At 68.4% G+C, this 18,015-nt stretch carries 14 protein-coding genes; 4 read left to right on the plus strand and 10 right to left on the minus strand.

What is annotated here, in order from left to right:
• The 5 genes from AX676_RS03800 to AX676_RS03820 all read right to left on the minus strand — a co-directional run.
• Positions 1-2,501 (minus strand): error-prone DNA polymerase (locus tag AX676_RS03800; RefSeq protein WP_156441211.1); only part of this gene is annotated, 2,501 nt, incomplete at its 3' end.
• A gap of 173 nt (positions 2,502-2,674) precedes the next feature.
• Positions 2,675-4,324: a DNA polymerase Y family protein gene (locus tag AX676_RS03805; RefSeq protein WP_231726138.1), complete on the minus strand. Its 1,650-nt coding sequence runs from the start codon at positions 4,322-4,324 to the stop codon at positions 2,675-2,677.
• 292 nt (positions 4,325-4,616) lie between these two features.
• Positions 4,617-5,366 carry an ImuA family protein gene (locus tag AX676_RS03810; RefSeq protein ID WP_066480840.1) on the minus strand — a complete coding sequence of 250 codons (750 nt, stop codon included), beginning with the start codon at positions 5,364-5,366 and terminating at the stop codon, positions 4,617-4,619.
• A 53-nt stretch (positions 5,367-5,419) separates the two neighbouring features.
• Positions 5,420-5,968 carry a GNAT family N-acetyltransferase gene (locus AX676_RS03815; RefSeq protein WP_066480839.1) on the minus strand — a complete coding sequence of 183 codons (549 nt, stop codon included), beginning with the start codon at positions 5,966-5,968 and terminating at the stop codon, positions 5,420-5,422.
• A 19-nt stretch (positions 5,969-5,987) separates the two neighbouring features.
• Positions 5,988-8,234 (minus strand): TonB-dependent receptor, encoded by a 2,247-nt coding sequence (locus tag AX676_RS03820; RefSeq protein ID WP_066480838.1) that lies wholly within the window; start codon positions 8,232-8,234, stop codon positions 5,988-5,990.
• Between the two features lie 369 nt (positions 8,235-8,603).
• Here AX676_RS03820 and AX676_RS03825 point away from each other — a divergent pair, with 369 nt between their 5' ends.
• The 4 genes from AX676_RS03825 (at position 8,604) to AX676_RS03840 (ending at position 13,201) form a co-directional block, all read left to right on the plus strand.
• The gene (locus tag AX676_RS03825; protein ID WP_066480837.1) at positions 8,604-9,893 is read left to right on the plus strand and encodes a 3-methyl-2-oxobutanoate dehydrogenase (2-methylpropanoyl-transferring) subunit alpha; all 1,290 of its coding nucleotides are present in this window, start codon (positions 8,604-8,606) and stop codon (positions 9,891-9,893) included.
• Positions 9,894-10,046: 153 nt separating this feature from the next.
• Positions 10,047-11,051: an alpha-ketoacid dehydrogenase subunit beta gene (locus AX676_RS03830; protein WP_066480868.1), complete on the plus strand. Its 1,005-nt coding sequence runs from the start codon at positions 10,047-10,049 to the stop codon at positions 11,049-11,051.
• Between the two features lie 2 nt (positions 11,052-11,053).
• Positions 11,054-12,346 carry a dihydrolipoamide acetyltransferase family protein gene (locus tag AX676_RS03835; RefSeq protein WP_066480836.1) on the plus strand — a complete coding sequence of 431 codons (1,293 nt, stop codon included), beginning with the start codon at positions 11,054-11,056 and terminating at the stop codon, positions 12,344-12,346.
• 33 nt (positions 12,347-12,379) lie between these two features.
• Positions 12,380-13,201: a protein phosphatase 2C domain-containing protein gene (locus AX676_RS03840; protein ID WP_066480834.1), complete on the plus strand. Its 822-nt coding sequence runs from the start codon at positions 12,380-12,382 to the stop codon at positions 13,199-13,201.
• Between the two features lie 13 nt (positions 13,202-13,214).
• On the opposite strand, the gene fghA is transcribed toward AX676_RS03840, so the two are convergent.
• The 5 genes from fghA to AX676_RS18435 form a co-directional block, all read right to left on the minus strand.
• The gene (gene fghA, locus AX676_RS03845; RefSeq protein ID WP_066480833.1) at positions 13,215-14,057 is read right to left on the minus strand and encodes an S-formylglutathione hydrolase; all 843 of its coding nucleotides are present in this window, start codon (positions 14,055-14,057) and stop codon (positions 13,215-13,217) included.
• Complete coding sequence (gene purU / locus AX676_RS03850; protein ID WP_066480832.1) at positions 14,054-14,917, minus strand: formyltetrahydrofolate deformylase; 864 nt, start codon at positions 14,915-14,917, stop codon at positions 14,054-14,056. Before purU ends, fghA begins: the two co-directional genes overlap by 4 nt.
• The gene (locus AX676_RS03855) at positions 14,914-15,294 is read right to left on the minus strand and encodes a VOC family protein (protein WP_066480831.1); all 381 of its coding nucleotides are present in this window, start codon (positions 15,292-15,294) and stop codon (positions 14,914-14,916) included. Before AX676_RS03855 ends, purU begins: the two co-directional genes overlap by 4 nt.
• A gap of 55 nt (positions 15,295-15,349) precedes the next feature.
• Positions 15,350-16,462 carry an S-(hydroxymethyl)glutathione dehydrogenase/class III alcohol dehydrogenase gene (locus AX676_RS03860; protein WP_066480829.1) on the minus strand — a complete coding sequence of 371 codons (1,113 nt, stop codon included), beginning with the start codon at positions 16,460-16,462 and terminating at the stop codon, positions 15,350-15,352.
• A gap of 143 nt (positions 16,463-16,605) precedes the next feature.
• Positions 16,606-17,973: a CoA transferase gene (locus tag AX676_RS18435; RefSeq protein ID WP_066480864.1), complete on the minus strand. Its 1,368-nt coding sequence runs from the start codon at positions 17,971-17,973 to the stop codon at positions 16,606-16,608.
• Positions 17,974-18,015: the final 42 nt, after the last annotated feature.

Here is an 18,015-nt window from a genome sequence, read left to right on the forward strand (position 1 = left end):
GCCACCAGCACCGCGCCAGGTGGATAGCCCCCACTCTCGCCCCCTCCCCTGGGCCGCAGGCGAGCGAAGCTCAACGGGAGGGGGGAGCCGTCCCCCAAATCCCACCCCTCCACCATCACGTCCCAGCGGCTGGCGTTGATGCACAGCGGCCGCACCTCGACGCCGTGTTCGCGCGCGTCGCGGACGATCTGGGCGGGGGCGTAGAAGCCCATCGGCTGGGCGTTGAGCAAAGCGGCGCAGAAGATGTCGGGGTGATGATGCTTCATCCAGCACGACGCATAGGCGATCTTGGCAAAGCTGGCGGCGTGGCTTTCGGGAAAGCCATAGCTGCCGAAGCCCTCGATCTGCTTGACCAGCCGCTCGGCAAAGTCCTGGGCGATGCCGTTCGCGCGCATGCCCGCGATCAGCTTGTCGCGGAACTCGCCGACCCCGCCGGTGAACTTGAACGTCGCCATCGCGCGGCGCAGCCGGTCGGCCTCCGCCGGCGTAAAGCCCGCGCCGACGATCGCGACCTTCATCGCCTGTTCCTGGAACAGCGGCACGCCCAGCGTCTTTTCCAGCACGTCGCGCAGCGCATCATTGGGATAGACGACCGCCTCGCGCCCCTCGCGCCGCTTCAGATAGGGATGAACCATGTCGCCCTGGATCGGGCCGGGGCGCACGATCGCGACCTCGATCACCAGGTCATAGAATTCGCGCGGCTTCATGCGCGGCAGCATCGACATCTGCGCGCGGCTTTCGATCTGGAACACGCCCAGCGTGTCGGCGCGCTGGATCATCCCGAAGGTATCCGGGCAATCGGTCTGCATCTCGTCGCTCGCCATGTCGATCGCCACGCCCTTGTGCGCTTCGAGCAGTTCGAACGCGCGGCGCATGCAGCCGAGCATCCCCAGCCCCAGCACATCGACCTTCATGAAACCCAGCGCCTCGATATCCTCCTTTTCCCATTCGATCACCCAGCGGTCGGGCATCGCGGCGGGTTCGACCGGGACCAGGTCGTGCAGCGGATCGCGGGTCAGCACGAAGCCGCCGGGATGCTGCGACAGATGGCGCGGCGTGCCGATCAGCTCGCGTGCCAGTTCCAGCGTCAGCGCGATACGCGGGTCGGTCGCATCCAGGTTGAGCGCCTCGACATGCCGCTCCCCCACCCCTTCGGCTGACCAGCCCCAGACCTGGCCCGCCAGCCCCGCGGTCAAATCCTCGCTCAGCCCCAGCGCCTTGCCGACCTCGCGCACGCTGCCCCTGGCTCGAAACCGGCTGACCACGGCGGTCAGCGCGGCATGGTCATGGCCATAGCTGTCATAGATCCACTGGATCACCTCCTCGCGCCGCTCATGCTCGAAATCGACGTCGATGTCGGGGGGCTCGTTGCGGCTGGTCGAGATGAAGCGTTCGAACAGCAGCTTGTGCTTGATCGGGTCGATCGACGTGATGCCGAGCACGAAGCAGATCATCGAATTGGCCGCCGATCCGCGCCCCTGGCACAGGATGTTCTGCGCGCGGGCATATTGCACGATCGAATGGACGGTCAGGAAATAGGGGGCATAGCCCATCTGTTCGACCAGCCCGAGTTCGTAGTCGAGCAGCTTGCGATAGTCGGCGGGCGGCGCGCCGCCGAAGCGCCGGTCGAGCGCCTGGCGCGCCATGTGCGCCAGCGCGTCCTGCGGGCTGCGGCCGCTCATCATGATCTCGTCGGGATATTGATAGCGCAGGTCGCGCGGGGTGAAGGTGCAGCGTTCCAGGATCGCGTCGATCGCGCGCAATGCATCGGGGCGATCGGCGAAGCGGCGCGCCATTTCCTGGGGCGGGTGCAGGTGGCGATCGGCATGGCGCTCGCGCCGGAACCCCAGATCGTCGACCGTGCATTTGTTTCGGATGGCGGTGACGACATCCTGCAGCATCCGCCGGTCGGGATGGTGATAGAGCACGTCCCCGGTCGCCAGCGGCACCAGGCCATGCGCGCGCGCCGCCCGGTCGAGCGCGTGGAGGCGCAGCGCGTCGTCGGGCCGGCGGTGCCAGGTCAGCACGACATGGCCGCGACCGGGAAAGATATCCGCCATCCAGCGCATCGCCAGCGGGTCGCCGCGATCGGCAAGGCCCGGCACCAGCGCCGCGACCAGCCCGTAGGCATGCGCCGCGACATCCTCCCAATGCAGGAAGCACTGCCCCTTTTCGCCGCGTTTGGGGTCGGCGCGCCCCTTGCCCAGCGTCAGCAGCCGGGTGAGCGCGCGCCAGCCGCCGACATCCTGTGGCCACACCAGCAGCGACGCGCCGCAGACCAGGTCGAGCCGGCAGCCGGCGACCAGGCGGATCGGATGGCCCTGTTCGCTGACCTGCTCGGCCGCGATCAGCGACCGGACGATGCCGCCCACCGAATTGCGATCGGTGACGCCCAGCGCCGGCATTCCCATCATCGCGGCGGTGGTGAACAATTCCTCCGCCGACGACGCGCCGCGCAGAAACGAGAAATGCGTCGTGACCTGAAGCTCGGCATAGGTCATTGGCCGGGCAACAGCGGTTGGAATGGGGCTAACAGTCCAGAAACTGAACTGCTCAAGCCCCTCCCCTTCAGGGGAGGGGTTGGGTTGGGGGCCGTCGGGCGCGGCGCTGGTGGACAGCCCCCACCCCCGGCCCCTCCCCTGAAGGAGTGGGGTGAAGAGAGGTCAGTGCCCATTCACCCGAACAGGCCATGGAGATACCAGCTCAGGTCGCCGGTGGCGGGGCGTTCGCCGTCGCCGCGGCGGAACAGCCAGAAACGCTGGCCGGCGTCGTCCTCCACCCGGAAATAGTCGCGGGTGGCGTGGCGTTCGGCGGAACGTCGCCACCATTCGCCATGAATGCGCTCCGGCCCGTCGGCGCGGACCACGCGGTGGGTGCGCCCGCGCCAGGTGAAGCGCAGCGGCGGACGATCGGGCAATTCGGCAAGCACGTGATCGAGCATTTCGGGCCGGCGCAACAGCCGCACCGGGCGCGGCCAGGCGGGGTGCCAGATCGGCGATTTGCCAGTGCGGTCGAGGCGGCGGACATCGTCGGGGCGCAGCCGCTCCCCGGATTCCGGCGGCGGCGTGAGCGGGCCAACGCGCCCGACAGCGCGTTCGGGCACGTCGCTTTCGACGGGCTCGGCACGCCACAGCCGCGCCATGCCGATGCGGTTGGCGATCGCATCGATCAGCGGGGCGAGATCGGGCGTGGCGTCATGCTCCAACCCGGCGGCGACCGATTGGGGTGCCAGCGGCTCGCTGCGGCGCAGGTGGAGCGTCATCGCATCGATGCCGTACCCCGGCTCGATCGTCTCGATCCGCCGGGCGAGCAGGCGCAGCAGGTGCGCGGGATCGCGGCTGGCCTGCGCCAGGCCGATACGGATGAGCTGGGGCACATGGTCGACCCGGTCGGCGATCAGCTCGACCGCGCGCGCGCCCTCGCCCGCCGCGGTCAGCGCCGCGACCAGCCGGGTGACGAGCATACCCAGCCAGTGGGCGATCACCTCCGCCGTCAGGATCGGCTCGGCGAAACGCTGTGCGACCGCGATCGCGTCGCGCGCGATCACCGGGACGAGCGGCTCGGGCAGCCTGCCCGTCGCCTGGTCGATCCGGTCGCTCAGGGCGCGACCGAAACGGCGCACGAGCGGTGCGCGCGGCAGGGCGATCAACGCCGCGATGCGGTCGACGCCCAGCCGCCGGAGCAGTTCGACCTGGTCGGGCGCGATGCGCAGCGCGGCGGGCGGCAGGGGAGCGAGCGCATCCGCCTGTCCCCCCGGCGGGCACAAGGTCACGGGATCGCAGCCCCAGCGCGCCAGCGCCCAGGCGGCACCGGGCGTGTCGGCGATGGCGACGCGCGCGCTGATCCCCAGCCGGGCGAGCAGCCGCACCAGCCGCCGCGCCATCGCGCCCTCGCCGCCGAACAGATGCGCGACGCCGCTCACGTCGACGAACAGCAGGTCGTCGTCTTCGATCGCCACCACCGGCGACCAGCGCCGCGCGAGCAGCAGCGCCAGCCGGTTCAGGTCGGCGCGATCGCCCGCCGGATCGGCGGGATAGAGCCGCAATTCTGGCGACTGGGCGCGCGCCTGCGTCACCGCCATGCCGGGGGTGATGCCCAGCATGCGCGCGACCGGACAGGCAGCGGCGATGACGATGCGGCTGCCGGTACGGTGAGTGGTCGCGTGGGCGATGGGTAAGACCGGGGATTGCCTGGCCTTGACCTGCCGCCGGGAGGAAAATTCGGGTGTCGCAGGACTGCGCAGCGACACCGGCGAATGGCCGCGCGCTTCATCGCAGGGCATCGACTTGAACGGGTGATCGGCGGCTTCGCTGCGCCGGCCCATTGTTGGTTTTAGAGGGGCTTGCGATCGACCCCGCTCACCCCTCCCCTTTAGGGGAGGGGATGGAGGTGGGGCCTTGCCACAGACGGCCGGCCCGGTGGATGGGCCCCACCCCAACCCCTCCCCTGAAGGGGAGGGGCTTGATGGGGTCAGCTTCGTTGGCTCTGTGCCGGCCATCTCGGCGCGGGCCCAGCGCGCGCCGGGGCGCCAGCCGGGCGTGTTAGGCACCGAACATTGCGTCGCGCGCTCGCGATGCGCGATTTCGCCCAGCGGCGCGGGATCAGCGGCGACCGGTTCAGGCGGCGGCGCGGCGATCCGCCCCGCCCGCCGCAGCCGGTCGATCGACCAGTCGGGCAGGTAGAGCGCAGCGACCCGTTTCATCGCATCCCTCCAGCAACCAGTGATGAGGCTCGCCGCCGCGCTGGCGGACAAGGTCGACGTGCCAGCGCGACCGGCCGACGCCGGCGACCGGCAGCGCTGCCGACGGCGCGCACCCGATCCGCCAGCGCGTCACCGCGGCCGACGGAATGGCGAGCGGATCGCCCCCGGCGCGGTCGTGGCGGCGCAGCAGCAGCGCGACGGTGCGGCCGCCTTCGGCCGCGAGCTGCAACCGGCGGGTAGCGGGCATCGCCGCGCGCTTCACCTCGCCGATCACCGCGCCCAGCCCGCGATGGCGCAGCCCCTCCTCCATCAACGCGAGCAGTTCGGCATCGTCGGCCGCCTCGGCATAGATGACGCGGTGCGCGCCCAGCCCGACCTGGCTCAGCCCCGGCGCGAACAGGTCGCGGCGGCGCACCACCCACAGCACCTCGCCCCACGCGCGCGCGGCGATGCCCGCCAGGAACAATGTGGCGGCGGCATCATCGGCCAGCGACGGCCCACCGCCCGCGACTTCGTGCAGCGCATCGAGCCTGAGGCCGCCATCGCCCAGCCGCCGGTCCACCGCAGCGATGCCGAACGGCAGCACGTCACGACGGCGCAGCGACGCGCCTTCGATCGCACGAAGCTGTTCGCGCAGCTCAACCAGGGCAGTGGCATTGGACACGGCACGACTCGACTCGGAGTTATGTTCCTATTTTGTTCCTATCGTGTCGTGAGTCAATCGGGCGCAGTGGAATCCCCCTGCCCCAGTGCACGCTGCAGGTAGACGGTGTCGAGCCAGCGGTCGAACTTGCGCCCGACCGATCGCATCCGCCCGGCATGGGTAAAGCCAAGTGCGGCATGAAGCGCGATTGAGGCGGGTTCCGGCCCGCCGACCACCGCCAGCATCTGGCGGAACCCGGCTGCCTCGGCCGCGTCGATCAGCGCGCTCAGCAGCACGCGGCCAATCCCGCACCCGATCATGTCGGGGGCCAGGTAGATGCTGTCCTCACAGGCATGGGCATAGGCCGGGCGATCGCGGAACTGCGTGGCATAGGCATAGCCGACCACGCGACCGTCACGGCACGCGACCAGCCACGGCCAGCCGCGCGCCGCGACCATCAGGATCTTCTCACGTGTCGCCACCGCATCGGGGGCGGCGGTATCGAACGTCGCGGTGCCGTGCGCGACGTGGTGCGCATAGATCGCCGCGATTGCCGCGGCATCGCTCTCACCGGCCGCGCGGATGACCAGTGCAGGATCAGGCGGGGCGGCGGACCGGGTCATGCCGCCGCCCCGCGCCCGATCAGTTGATCCGCGTGCGCAGCGACAGGCCGATGATGCGCGGTTCGTTGACGAAGGCGGTGTTGTTGTTGAAGTCGATGCCGCCCTTCACATTGTCCTCGTCGGTAATGTTGCGCGCGAACGCCGCGATTTCCAGGCTGCCGTCCTGCTTGGCATAGCCGATTCGCAGGCCGCCTTCGAACTGGGTGTCCGAATTGAACTCGCGCGATTCATAGAGGAAGAAGTTGGTCGGGCCCTGGAACGCCCAGTCGGTGAAAACGAACAATTCCGCATCGCCCTTTACCGGGACGGCATAGCGGGCGGTGAAATCGCCGATCCATTCCGGCGCGTTGGGGAACGGGTTGCCGTCGACCAGCGCGCGCCGCGTGCCCGCGATCGTCACGGTCGGATCGGTGACGGTGCACTGGGCACAGATGCCGACCGCGAGCGTGTCGTCGTTGATCTCGGTGTCGTTATAGCTGAAGCCGGCGGTCAGCGTGAACCGCTCGGTCACGCGGAACTCGCCGTCGAGCTCGAACCCCCAGGCATTGGCCTCGTTGGCGTTGAGCAGCTGGACGAGGTTGCCGCCGCCGCCGACTGCGGTGAACTGCGGGTTGTTGACGCTGTAGGTGAACGCGGCACCGTTCAGGCGCACGCGGCGGTTGAACAGCTCGCTCTTGAAGCCACCTTCCCATGACAGGATCGTCTCCGACGCGGCGACCGACGGCGGTGCGAAGAAGGCGACGTCACGGCCCTGGATCGACGGCGCACGGAAACCGTCGGCCACACGGCCATAGATGCTGAATTCGGGCGTCACTTCATAAAAGGCACTGACGTCCCAGCTGACGCGCTCGTCCGACACCTCGCGGTTGTCGAGCGGCGAACCACCGATCACGTTGAACAGCTTGCGATCGTCGGTGTAGCGCGCGCCGCCCGTCAGCTTCAGCGCTTCCGTCAGCTTGTAGCTCGCCTGACCGAACACCGCCCAGCTTTCGTTGCGGTGGCGCACCAGCGTCGGCGGGGGGAAATCGAAGCCCTGGGTCAGCACGGTGAAATCGCTATCGAAGAAGAATGCGCCGACCTGCCAGCCCAGCCGGCCGGTGCCGTTGCTGGCGAGGCGGACTTCCTGCGTGCGCTGTTCCAGGTCGATCGAATCCTGGGTGTCCGACGGGAACGGGATGAAGCCCGGCCCCGACACCGGCAGGAACGCCGCGCCGAAACCGCCGTCCACGTCGGCACGGCTGCTGCCTTCGCTCGATTCATAGGCGCTGATCGAGGTGATCGTCGCGAAATCGGCTTCGTAATCGACGCGCAGCGACCCGCCGGTGCCGCGATAGGCCTGGCGATTGCCGCCGCCGGCGTCGAGGAAGACGCGGTCGCGGTCGTAATTCTGGTTCAGCTCGTTATTGCCGGGCCCCAGGATGTTGGCGCGAAAGATCGCCGAGCCGCCGAAGGATTCGAGATTGCGATAGTGCAGATTGCCGAGGATGCTCAGCCGCTCGACCGGGGTGAATAGCAGCTGGCCGCGCACCGCGCGCTCCTCATAGGCGCCATAGACATCGTCCTGGCGCCGGAAGCCGTTGTCGATCCAGTTCTCGCGCCGCTGGATCAGGAACGACACGCGTGCCGCGAGCACGTCCTTGACGATCGGTGCGCCGACGCCACCGTCGAAGTTGAGCGAGCCAAAGGTGCCGAAGGAAAGCGAGCCCTGCGCGCTGAAATCGTTCGACGGCTTGACCGTATCGAACTTGATGATGCCGGCCGGCGTGTTGCGCCCGAACAGCGTGCCCTGCGGACCGCGCAGCACTTCGACACGCTCGATGTCGAACAGCGGAAAGCTCTTGAGCGAGACGTTCTCCAGCACGACTTCGTCGACGATCACCGACACCGGCTGCGACGCGGCGAGATCGAAGTCGGTGTTGCCGAGGCCGCGAATGTAGAAGCGCGGCGCGACGCGGCCGTTGGAGCTTTCGGCATACAGGCCGGGGACCCGAGTCGCGAGCGCGGTGATGTCGTTGCCCGAATCGAAAATGGTCTGCAGCCGCTCCGACGGCAGGATGGCGACCGACAGCGGCACTTCCTGGATGTTCTCCGAACGGCGCTGGGCGGTCACCACGATGTCCGCGAGCTGGCCGTCGTCGACGGTTTCCTGAGCAGGGTCGGCGGAAGTGCTCTGCGCCTGGGCGGTCCCCGCACCCAGTAGCGCCACGATGCCCAATGCCACACCCTGGTGCCAGCGACGCCGCATACGACCGTTCGATTCGTTCATTTCGATCCCCCGATAAGCGCGGCGACCGGCCTCTCCCAAGCCGGAATCCGTCGCTGTCAAACCCGTGAAACATCGCGCGAGCGGGTGCCGCCGTCGCTTGGCTCATCCCATTGTCAAAAAATTGAAGCAAAAACGAGGCGTGATCTTACGGCAACGAGCTTTTCGTCACTACAGCAGCAAGAATGCCACAGCACGCTCTGGCCGTCCGCGCCGCCAGCGTGCAGATTGTCGACGGCGTCCCGATGCGCCCGATGCGGCGGTCGGCTCGACAGCTCGCTTGAAACTTTATAACAGGCTGGCGCAATCAAACGCCACGGCCATGTTCAAGCCGCGGCGACCGTTCGGAGAGTGTATGAGGCTGCAGCACCCATGACGCAGACCCGCGACCGCGCCAACCTGCCGCCGCTCAGCCTGCACGTGCCGGAACCCAAGTTCCGGCCGGGCGATCCGGTCGATTTCAGCGACATCGACGTGCCGGCGGCGGGCGCGACTCGCCGCCCCGACACCGCCGAGCCCGCCGACCGTTTCCGCGAGCTCGCTTACGGCCTGGTCCGCGTGCTCGACGATTCGGGCCAGGCGGTCGGCGACTGGAACCCGCGACTCGACGGCGATCAGCTGCGCCGGATGCTCCGGATGATGGCGCTGACCCGCGCGTTCGACGAACGCATGTTCCGCGCCCAGCGCCAGGGCAAGACCAGCTTCTACATGAAGAGCATGGGCGAGGAGGCGGTGTCGGTCGCCGCCGCGCTGGCGCTCGCCCCCGACGACATGTGCTTTCCCAGCTATCGCCAGCAGGGCGTGCTCATCACCCGCGGCTACAGCCTGGTCGAGATGATGAACCAGATCTACTCGAACAAGGGCGACAAGCTGCAGGGCAAGCAGCTGCCGATCATGTATTCGGCGCGGGATTACGGGTTCTTCTCGATCTCCGGCAACCTCGCCACCCAATATCCCCAGGCGGTCGGCTGGGCGATGGCGAGCGCGGCCAAGGGCGACACGCGCATCGCCGCGACCTGGTGCGGCGAAGGGTCGACGGCGGAGGGCGACTTTCATTCCGCCTGCACCTTCGCGGCGGTCTATCGCGCACCGGTGATCCTGAACGTCGTCAACAACCAATGGGCGATCAGCAGCTTTTCGGGCTTTGCGGGCGCGGAGGCGACGACTTTTGCGGCGCGCGCGGTCGGCTACGGGATCGCCGGGCTGCGCGTCGACGGCAATGACGCGCTCGCCGTCTATGCCGCGACCGCCTGGGCGGCCGAGCGCGCGCGAACCAATCAGGGCGCGACGCTGATCGAACACTTCACCTATCGCGCGGAAGGGCATTCGACCTCGGACGATCCCTCGCAATATCGCTCGGCACAGGAAGCCGCCGAATGGCCGCTGGGCGACCCGGTCACCCGGCTGAAACAGCACCTGATCGCGATCGGCGAATGGGACGAGGACCGCCAGGCGGCGATGGATCTGGAACTGGCTGAAATGGTCAAGACCGCGCAGAAGGAAGCCGAGAAGAACGGCATCCTCGGCCACGGCCTGCACCAGCCGCTCGACACGATGTTCGAAGGCGTGTTCGAGGAGATGCCCTGGCACCTCAAGGAACAGCAGGCACAGATGCTGGCCGAGGAAAGCGCCTCGGGCCGGCCCTGGGCGAACGCGAAATGAGGGGGCGAAATCTTGTACGTCGTCCCGGCGCAGGCCGGGACCGCTCACCGAATGTCGCGCCTTCACCTGCCAGCGGCCCCGGCCCCCGCCGGGGCGACGGAGTTTTAGTCCGTGACTGACCAAGACCTCACCGAAACCCCCGCCACCACGCGGATGAACATGATCCAGGCGATCAATTCCGCCATGGACGTGATGATGGCGCGCGACCCCGACGTCATCGTGATGGGCGAGGATGTCGGCTATTTCGGCGGCGTGTTCCGCGCGACGGCCGGCCTGCAAAAGAAATATGGCAAGACGCGCGTGTTCGACACGCCGATCACCGAGATCGGCATTGTCGGCGTGGCGATCGGCATGGGGGCCTATGGCCTGCGGCCGGTGCCGGAGATTCAGTTCGCCGATTACATCTATCCCGCGCTCGACCAGCTTGTCTCCGAAGCCGCGCGGCTGCGCTATCGTTCGGCGGGCGAGTTCACGGCGCCGATCACGGTGCGGTCGCCGTTCGGCGGCGGCATCTTCGGTGGCCAGACGCACAGCCAGAGCCCCGAAGGCATCTTCACCCATGTCTCGGGCCTGAAGACCGTGATCCCGTCGACCCCCTATGATGCCAAGGGGCTGCTGATCGCCGCGATCGAGGACAACGACCCGGTCATCTTCTTCGAGCCCAAGCGCATCTATAACGGCCCGTTCGACGGCCATTGGGACCGCCCGGCCAAGAACTGGTCGCAGCATCCGGCGGGCGAGGTGCCGACCGGCTATTACCGCGTCGATCTGGGCAAGGCGGCGGTGGCGCGCGCGGGCAGCGACCTCACCATCCTGGCCTATGGCACGATGGTTCATGTCTGTCAGGCGGTGGTCGAGGAAGCCGGCGTCGACGCCGAGATCCTCGACCTGCGCACGCTCGTCCCCCTCGACATCGACGCGATCGAGGCATCGGTTCGGAAAACCGGACGCTGCATGATCGTCCACGAAGCGACCCGCACCGGCGGCTTTGGCGCGGAACTCTCGGCACTGGTCACCGAACGCTGCTTCTATCATCTCGAAGCCCCGGTCGAACGCGTGACCGGCTTCGACACGCCCTATCCCCACAGCCTGGAATGGGCCTATTTCCCCGGCCCCGTCCGCATCGGCCAGGCGCTCAAGAAGATCATGAAGGACTGAGGATGGCCCGCTTTTCGTTCCGCCTGCCCGATATCGGCGAAGGGATTTCAGAGGCCGAGATCGTCGCCTGGCATATCAAGATCGGCGACCGGGTCGAGGAGGACCAGCAGCTCGCCGACATGATGACCGACAAGGCGACGGTCGAGATGGAATCGCCCGTCGCCGGCATCGTGGTCGAACTGGCCGGCGAGGTCGGCGACCAGATCCCGATCGGATCGACCCTGGTGGTGATCGAGACGGATGCCGAGGTCGAGGGTGAAGTGGCTGCCGAAACGCCCTCTTCCGTTGAGGGGAGAGGGTTGGGAGAGGGGACCCCGCAGGTGCCGGAAGCGGCCGAACCCGCAGCCGAACCAAGCCCGCCCCCTTCTTCAGACACCATCGCGCCCGAACAACCTCTCTCCCCGACCCCCTCCCCTGAAGGGGAGAGGGAGAAGCCGATTCTCGCCTCCCCCGCCGTGCGCGACCGCGCCCGCACGCTGGGCATCGACCTGCACGAGGTGAAGCCGGCGGAGGGCGACCGCATCCGCCACGCCGATCTCGACGCCTATCTGCGTTACGGCACCGCCCAGGGCTATCACGCCCCCCATGCCAGCCGCGCGCGCGACGACCAGCCGGTCAAGGTCATCGGGATGCGACGCCGCATCGCCGAGAACATGGCGGCGGCCAAGCGCCACATCCCGCACTTCACCTATGTCGAGGAAATCGACGTCACCGCGCTGGAGACGCTGCGCGGCGACCTGAACGCCAATCGCGGCGCGCGGCCCAAGCTGACCATGCTGCCGCTGCTGATCGTCGCCATCTGTCGCACCGTCCCCGACTTTCCGATGATCAACGCGCGCTATGACGACGAAGCGGGCGTGGTGACGCGCCATGGCCGCGTCCATCTGGGCATGGCGACCCAGACCGACGCCGGGCTGATGGTGCCGGTGATTCGCGACGCGCAGGACAAGAACGTGTGGCAGCTCGCCGCCGAAATCACGCGGCTGGCCGAGGCTGCACGCACCGGCAAGGCGAAGTCGGAGGAGCTGTCGGGCGGCACGCTGACCGTCACCTCGCTCGGGCCGCTGGGCGGGGTCGCCACTACGCCCGTGATCAACCGGCCCGAAGTGGCGATCATCGGCCCCAACAAGATCGTCGAGCGCCCGGTCTTTGTCGGCGACGACATCGTCCGCGCCAAGCTGATGAACCTGTCGATCAGCTGCGACCACCGCGTCGTCGACGGCTGGGATGCAGCGAGCTTCGTCCAGGCGCTGAAGAAATTGCTGGAAACGCCGGTCCTGCTCTTCGCCGACTGAAAAAGCGTCATCAAGCGGGGTTAGGCGGGCGGGATGCGTTTCGATCTCATTCAGTCCCTCTCCCTTGCCGGCGATGCCGCCACGCCCAACGACGACCGCATGGGCAGCGGCGACCGCCTCGCCTGGGTGATCGACGGCGCGACCGATCTCGGCCCGCCGGGGCTGCTCGGCCCGCGTGGGGGCGCGGCCTGGCTAGCGATCGAGGCGGACGCCGCCTTCGCCGCCGCGGGTGACGCACCGGTCGCCCAGGTTTGCGCGGCGGCATTCGCCCAGATCGCGCAGCGTTATGAAGCGCAGCGCACGCGCGTTCCGCTCGGTCGCTGGGAGTTGCCGCGCGCTTCCTTCCTGATTGCGCGGGCGGGCGAGGACACCGTCGATTACGGCTGGCTGGGCGATTGCGTGGGGCTGCTGCGGTCGGGGGGCGAGGTGGTGCGGATCGGCGAGCCGATCGATCGCCGCGACCGTGAAACCGCGCATGCTGCGAGTCTGGCCGAACATGGCCTGGGCGACAAGCCGCGCGCCGGGCCGGTGCTGGACAGCCTGCGCGCCGCGCGCGACCGGTCGGAAAATCACGTGCTCGGGGTGGAGGCGGCGGCGCACGCGGTGCGCACCGGATCGGTCACGGCGGTGGCGGGCGACGACCTGCTGCTGATGACCGATGGCGTCAGCGTGCTGACCGACGCCTATGCCGCGCTCGACGCGGCGGCGATGATGACGCTGCTCGACCAGGGCGGCCTGCTCGCCATCGCCGCACGCCTGCGCACGATCGAGGCGGAGGATGCCGCGTGCACGCGTTATCCGCGCTTCAAACGTTCGGACGACGCAACCGCGATCTGGCTGCGCGTCGCCGACTGAACGCCCCCGGCGATCAGGCCTTCAACCGCGCGGCATGCCAGGCGACGTGATCCGCCATGAAGGTCGAGATGAAATAATAGCTGTGATCATAGCCCGGCTGGAGCCGCAGCGTAAGGTCGATACCGGCCCGTGCGCATGCCTGCTCGAGCAGTTCGGGCTTCAGCTGTTCACTCAGGAAATCGTCCGCCGCGCCCTGATCGACCAGGATTTCGGGCACGACCGCACCGTCATCGATCAGCGCGCAGGCGTCATAGGCGCGCCACGCCGCCCGGTCTGGGCCGAGATAGCCGCCCAGCGCCTTTTCCCCCCACGGGCAGGCCAGCGGCGAACTGATCGGGGCAAAGGCGGAAACGCTGCGGAACCGGGCGGGATCGCGCAGCGCGACCGTGAGCGCGCCGTGCCCGCCCATGCTGTGCCCGGTAATGCCCTGGCGCGTCAGGTCGGCCATCGGAAACGCGGCGGCGACCAGCGCGGGCAGCTCGTCCTCGACATAGCTTCGCATCCGGAAATGCGTCGCCCAGGGGGCCTGGGTCGCATCGACATAGAATCCCGCGCCCTGGCCGAAATCATAGGCCGGATCGTCGGGCACGCCGTCGCCGCGCGGGCTGGTGTCGGGCGCGACCAGGATGACGCCGCGTTCGGCGCATGCGCGGCGATACCCGCCCTTGTCAGTCACGTTGGCGTGGGTACAGGTCAGGCCGGAAAGATACCACAGCACCGGCAGCCGCGCCCCCGGTGCGTGCGGCGGGATATAGATGGAGAACACCATGTCGGTGCCGGTCGCGGTCGACGCATGGCGATGCACCTCCTGCACCCCGCCATGCGCGCGGTTGGCCGAAACCCGCTCGATGCTCATCGAAACACCACCGTCTTGCCGCCGTTCAGGAACACGCGCCGTTCGCCGACCGCGTTGACCGCGCGCGCCAGCACCTGCGCCTCGATATCGCGGCCGATACGGACCAGGTCGTCGACGGTCGCGCGATGATCGACGCGCTCGACCGCCTGTTCGATGATCGGCCCTTCGTCCAGGTCGGCGGTGACGAAATGCGCGGTCGCGCCGATCAGCTTGACGCCGCGCGCATGCGCTCGGTGATAGGGCTTCGCGCCCTTGAAGCCGGGCAGGAAACTATGATGGATGTTGATGCACTGCCCCGCCAGCCGCTGAGCAAAGTCGGCTGACAGCACCTGCATGTAGCGCGCCAGGATCAGCCACGGCGCGCCCGCATCCGTCATCACGCCCTCGATCGCGCGCTCCTGAGCATCGCGATCCTCGCCCACCGGCAGATAGTGAAAGGGGACGCCATGCCATTCGACCAGGTCGCGCAGGCTGTCATGGTTGGACACGATGGCGGCGATGTCGACCGCGAGCGACCGGGTCTGGCGACGGTGGAGCAGGTCGTTCAGGCAATGCGACCCGCGCGACACCGCGATCACCGCGCGCGGGCGATCGTCGGCATCGGCCAGCGCCCAGTCGAGCGCCAGCCGATCTGCCACGGGCGCGAACGCATCGCGAAGTGCGGCGGTGTCGCCGATGAAACGATCACCGCCGCCGGTGAAAACCACGCGCATGAAGAAGCGCCCCGTGTCCAGATCGGCATATTGCTGGCTGTCGACGATGAACCCGTCACGCTCGGCCAGGAAGCCGGCGACCGCGGCGACGATGCCGACGCGGTCGGTGCAGGCGAGCGTCAGGATCCAGCGTGGGGCCGGCGTCATCCCAGACGGTGCATCGCGCAGATCTTGTTGCCTGCCGGATCGCGCAGATAGGCGAGGTAGAGCTTGCCGAACGCGGCTTCACGCACGCCCGGCGGATCCTCGCACGGCGTGCCACCCGCCGCGACGCCCGCCGCATGCCACGCATCCGCCTGTTCGGGGGAGGCGGCGGCGAAACCGACGGTGCCGCCATTGGCGTGACAGGCGGGTTCGCCGTTCAGCGGCTTGGTCAGCAGGAACAGGCCGCCATTGTGAAGATAGATCACACGGCCGCTCGCGTCGGTCATGCCAGGCTTCGCGCCCAGCGCACCCAGCGTCGCATCGTAAAAGGCCTTGGACGCATCCATGTCATTGGCGCCCAGCATGATGTGACTGAACATTGAACGGCTCCTTGGTGGTTGATCGGTTGAAGGGGTCAGGGTCTCGATAGACGGTTCAATAGACGACGACGCTGCGGATCGATTCGCCCGCATGCATCAGGTCGAAGCCCTTGTTGATATCGTCCAGGCTCAGCACGTGCGTGATCATCGGGTCGATCTCGATCTTGCCGTTCATGTACCAGTCGACGATCTTCGGCACGTCGGTGCGCCCCTTTGCGCCGCCGAACGCGGTGCCGCGCCAGTTGCGCCCGGTCACGAGCTGGAAGGGGCGCGTCGCGATTTCCTTGCCGGCCTCCGCCACGCCGATGATGATGCTGGTGCCCCAGCCGCGATGACAGCATTCCAGCGCGGTGCGCATGACGTCGGTATTGCCGGTGCAGTCGAAGCTGTAATCGGCCCCGCCGCCGGTCAGTTCGACCACCTTTGCGACGACGTCGTCGCGGCTCATGCCGCGCGTGTTGAGGAAATGGGTCATGCCGAAGCGCCGGCCCCACTCCTCGCGGTCGGGGTTGATGTCGATGCCGATGATCATGCCCGCGCCCGCCAGCCGTGCGCCCTGGATGACATTGAGGCCGATGCCGCCCAGCCCGAACACGACCACCGTCTCGCCGACCTGCACCTTGGCGGTGTTGACCACCGCGCCGACGCCCGTCGTCACGCCGCAACCGATGTAGCAGCTGGTCTGAAACGGCGCGTCGGGGCGGATCTTCGCGACCGCGATTTCGGGCAGCACCGTGAAGTTCGCGAAGGTCGAACAGCCCATGTAATGAAAGATCGGCTCGCCTTTGTACGAAAAGCGCGTGGTGCCGTCGGGCATCAGCCCCTTGCCTTGCGTCGCGCGGATCGCGGTGCACAAATTGGTCTTGCCGGACAGGCACGACTTACACTGGCGGCATTCGGGCGTGTAGAGCGGGATGACGTGGTCGCCCGGCACCACGCTGGTCACGCCGGCGCCGACCTCACGCACCACACCCGCGCCTTCATGGCCCAGCACCGAGGGAAACAGCCCCTCGCTGTCCAGCCCGTCAAGCGTATAGGCGTCGGTGTGGCAGATGCCCGTCGCCATGATTTCGACCAGCACCTCGCCGGCGCGCGGACCGTCGAGGTCGAGCTCGACGATCTCGAGCGGTTGCTTGGGCGCAAAGGCGACGGCGGCGCGCGTTTTCATGCGGAAATATCCTCGGCGGGTCTCGCTCCTTCTCCCCTAGCCGGGCGCGACGCGCGCGCAAGTGCCTGGTGTCGAAACGTTGCGCTTTGCGACCGATCCTGTCCGGCCCGGCGGGACCGCTCGCACCGCGACCATCGACGCCTTCATTCGGCGCTATCGGAGCCGAGCCTCACCGCCGGCCGGTCCCAGCGCATCGGATGGCCTGCGATCACGGCCGGTGGCCGCAGCCGCTGCGCCGGCCCCCAGGCGGTTGGTTCGACGTCGGGCGCATAGTCCGCATCGTCGGGCGGCGGCATGTCGCCGGTCATTGGCTCCCCCGGGTGATCGACGAGCAGCTTTGCAGTGCGCGCGAGCGAAAGGCGCGCGGCCGTCGCGCCCGCACCGGTGGTCCGCGCGATGAGCGCGCGCACCGCCGCGGCCGCCAACAGATATCCGGTGGCATGATCGAGCGCCTGAACGGGCAGCGAGACGGGCCGGTCGGCCCCGCGCCAGACCTGGCCGGACGCGGCGATGCCGCAGGAGAACTGGACCAGGCTGTCAAAGCCCCGCCGCCGGGACCACGGGCCGCTGTGCCCATAGGCGTCGAGCGAGATGTCGATCAGACCCGGACGGATGGCCTGACGCTCGGCCGCGCCAAACCCCAGCCGGTCGAGCGCATCGCTGCGATAGCCATGGACCAGGATGTCGGCGCGGCCGAGCAGCGCCGCGAGCGATGCCCGACCGCCAGCGGTCCTGAGGTCGAGCCGCGCGCAGCGTTTGCCCAGCGTCACTTCCGGCGCGACCGCGGGTTCGTCCCAATCCGGTGGGTCGATCCGCAGGACATCGGCACCAAACCCGGCAAGGAAGCGGGTGGCGACCGGGCCGGCCAGCACCCGGGTAAGGTCGAGCACCCGCAGCCCGGCAAGCGGACGGCCGGGCGTCGGCCGCCAGGCGCCATCGCCAGGCGCCGCCGGTGTATCCCACAGGATCAGCGGCTCGTGCGCCGCCGCGATGCCCTGGGGATGGTCCGACCATTGCTCGATGGTCCGTAGCCGCGCCGCGCAACCGCCGGCGGCGATGATGGCGGCTTCCAGCGCGTCGCCGTGCCATTGCGCCACGCATGCGGCCACGGCCGCGCGATTGGGCGCACAGCCGAGCACCCCGAGCGCCGCGGCCCGATGGTGCGGCGCGTTGGTGTGGAGCTTGATCCACCCGTCGCGCACTTGATAGTCGCCGGCGATCGCGTCCCACGGCGTCGGCATTTCCCAGCCCAGTGGCCGGATCGACCAGCCGAACCACAGCGACGCGAGCCGGTGCGAAACGGCTACCGGCGGCGCGACATCATATACGCCCACCAGCTCGGACACCGACAGGCACGCCGCCGCGATCGATGCCGCCGCCAGCTCCGATACCGCGAAACACGACGGCAGCCGATCTTCATCCGAAAAGGCAACCCGGCCCGACGCCGTGCGCGGCAGGGCCAGCGCATCCAGGATCGCGCCGAGCAACGCGTGCGAAATCGTGTCGGACATCCCATGCTCCCTCATCCGAGCATGTGGGCTAGCGCCTGATTG

It is taken from the genome of Sphingomonas sp. CCH21-G11 (genome assembly GCF_001555965.1).
GTDB lineage: Bacteria > Pseudomonadota > Alphaproteobacteria > Sphingomonadales > Sphingomonadaceae > Sphingomonas.

Excerpts from the sequence above, each read along its gene's own strand:
- AX676_RS03815 (WP_066480839.1), bottom strand. The coding sequence starts at position 5,968 with ATGACCCGGTCCGCCGCCCCGCCTGATCCTGCACTGGTCATCCGCGCG.
- AX676_RS03805 (WP_231726138.1), bottom strand. The coding sequence starts at position 4,324 with ATGGGCCGGCGCAGCGAAGCCGCCGATCACCCGTTCAAGTCGATGCCC.
- AX676_RS03830 (WP_066480868.1), top strand. The coding sequence starts at position 10,047 with ATGAACATGATCCAGGCGATCAATTCCGCCATGGACGTGATGATGGCG.
- AX676_RS03855 (WP_066480831.1), bottom strand. The coding sequence starts at position 15,294 with ATGTTCAGTCACATCATGCTGGGCGCCAATGACATGGATGCGTCCAAG.
- AX676_RS03835 (WP_066480836.1), top strand. The coding sequence starts at position 11,054 with ATGGCCCGCTTTTCGTTCCGCCTGCCCGATATCGGCGAAGGGATTTCA.
- purU (WP_066480832.1), bottom strand. The coding sequence starts at position 14,917 with ATGACGCCGGCCCCACGCTGGATCCTGACGCTCGCCTGCACCGACCGC.
- AX676_RS03840 (WP_066480834.1), top strand. The coding sequence starts at position 12,380 with ATGCGTTTCGATCTCATTCAGTCCCTCTCCCTTGCCGGCGATGCCGCC.
- AX676_RS03825 (WP_066480837.1), top strand. The coding sequence starts at position 8,604 with ATGACGCAGACCCGCGACCGCGCCAACCTGCCGCCGCTCAGCCTGCAC.
- AX676_RS03820 (WP_066480838.1), bottom strand. The coding sequence starts at position 8,234 with ATGAACGAATCGAACGGTCGTATGCGGCGTCGCTGGCACCAGGGTGTG.
- fghA (WP_066480833.1), bottom strand. The coding sequence starts at position 14,057 with ATGAGCATCGAGCGGGTTTCGGCCAACCGCGCGCATGGCGGGGTGCAG.
- AX676_RS03860 (WP_066480829.1), bottom strand. The coding sequence starts at position 16,462 with ATGAAAACGCGCGCCGCCGTCGCCTTTGCGCCCAAGCAACCGCTCGAG.
- AX676_RS18435 (WP_066480864.1), bottom strand. The coding sequence starts at position 17,973 with ATGTCCGACACGATTTCGCACGCGTTGCTCGGCGCGATCCTGGATGCG.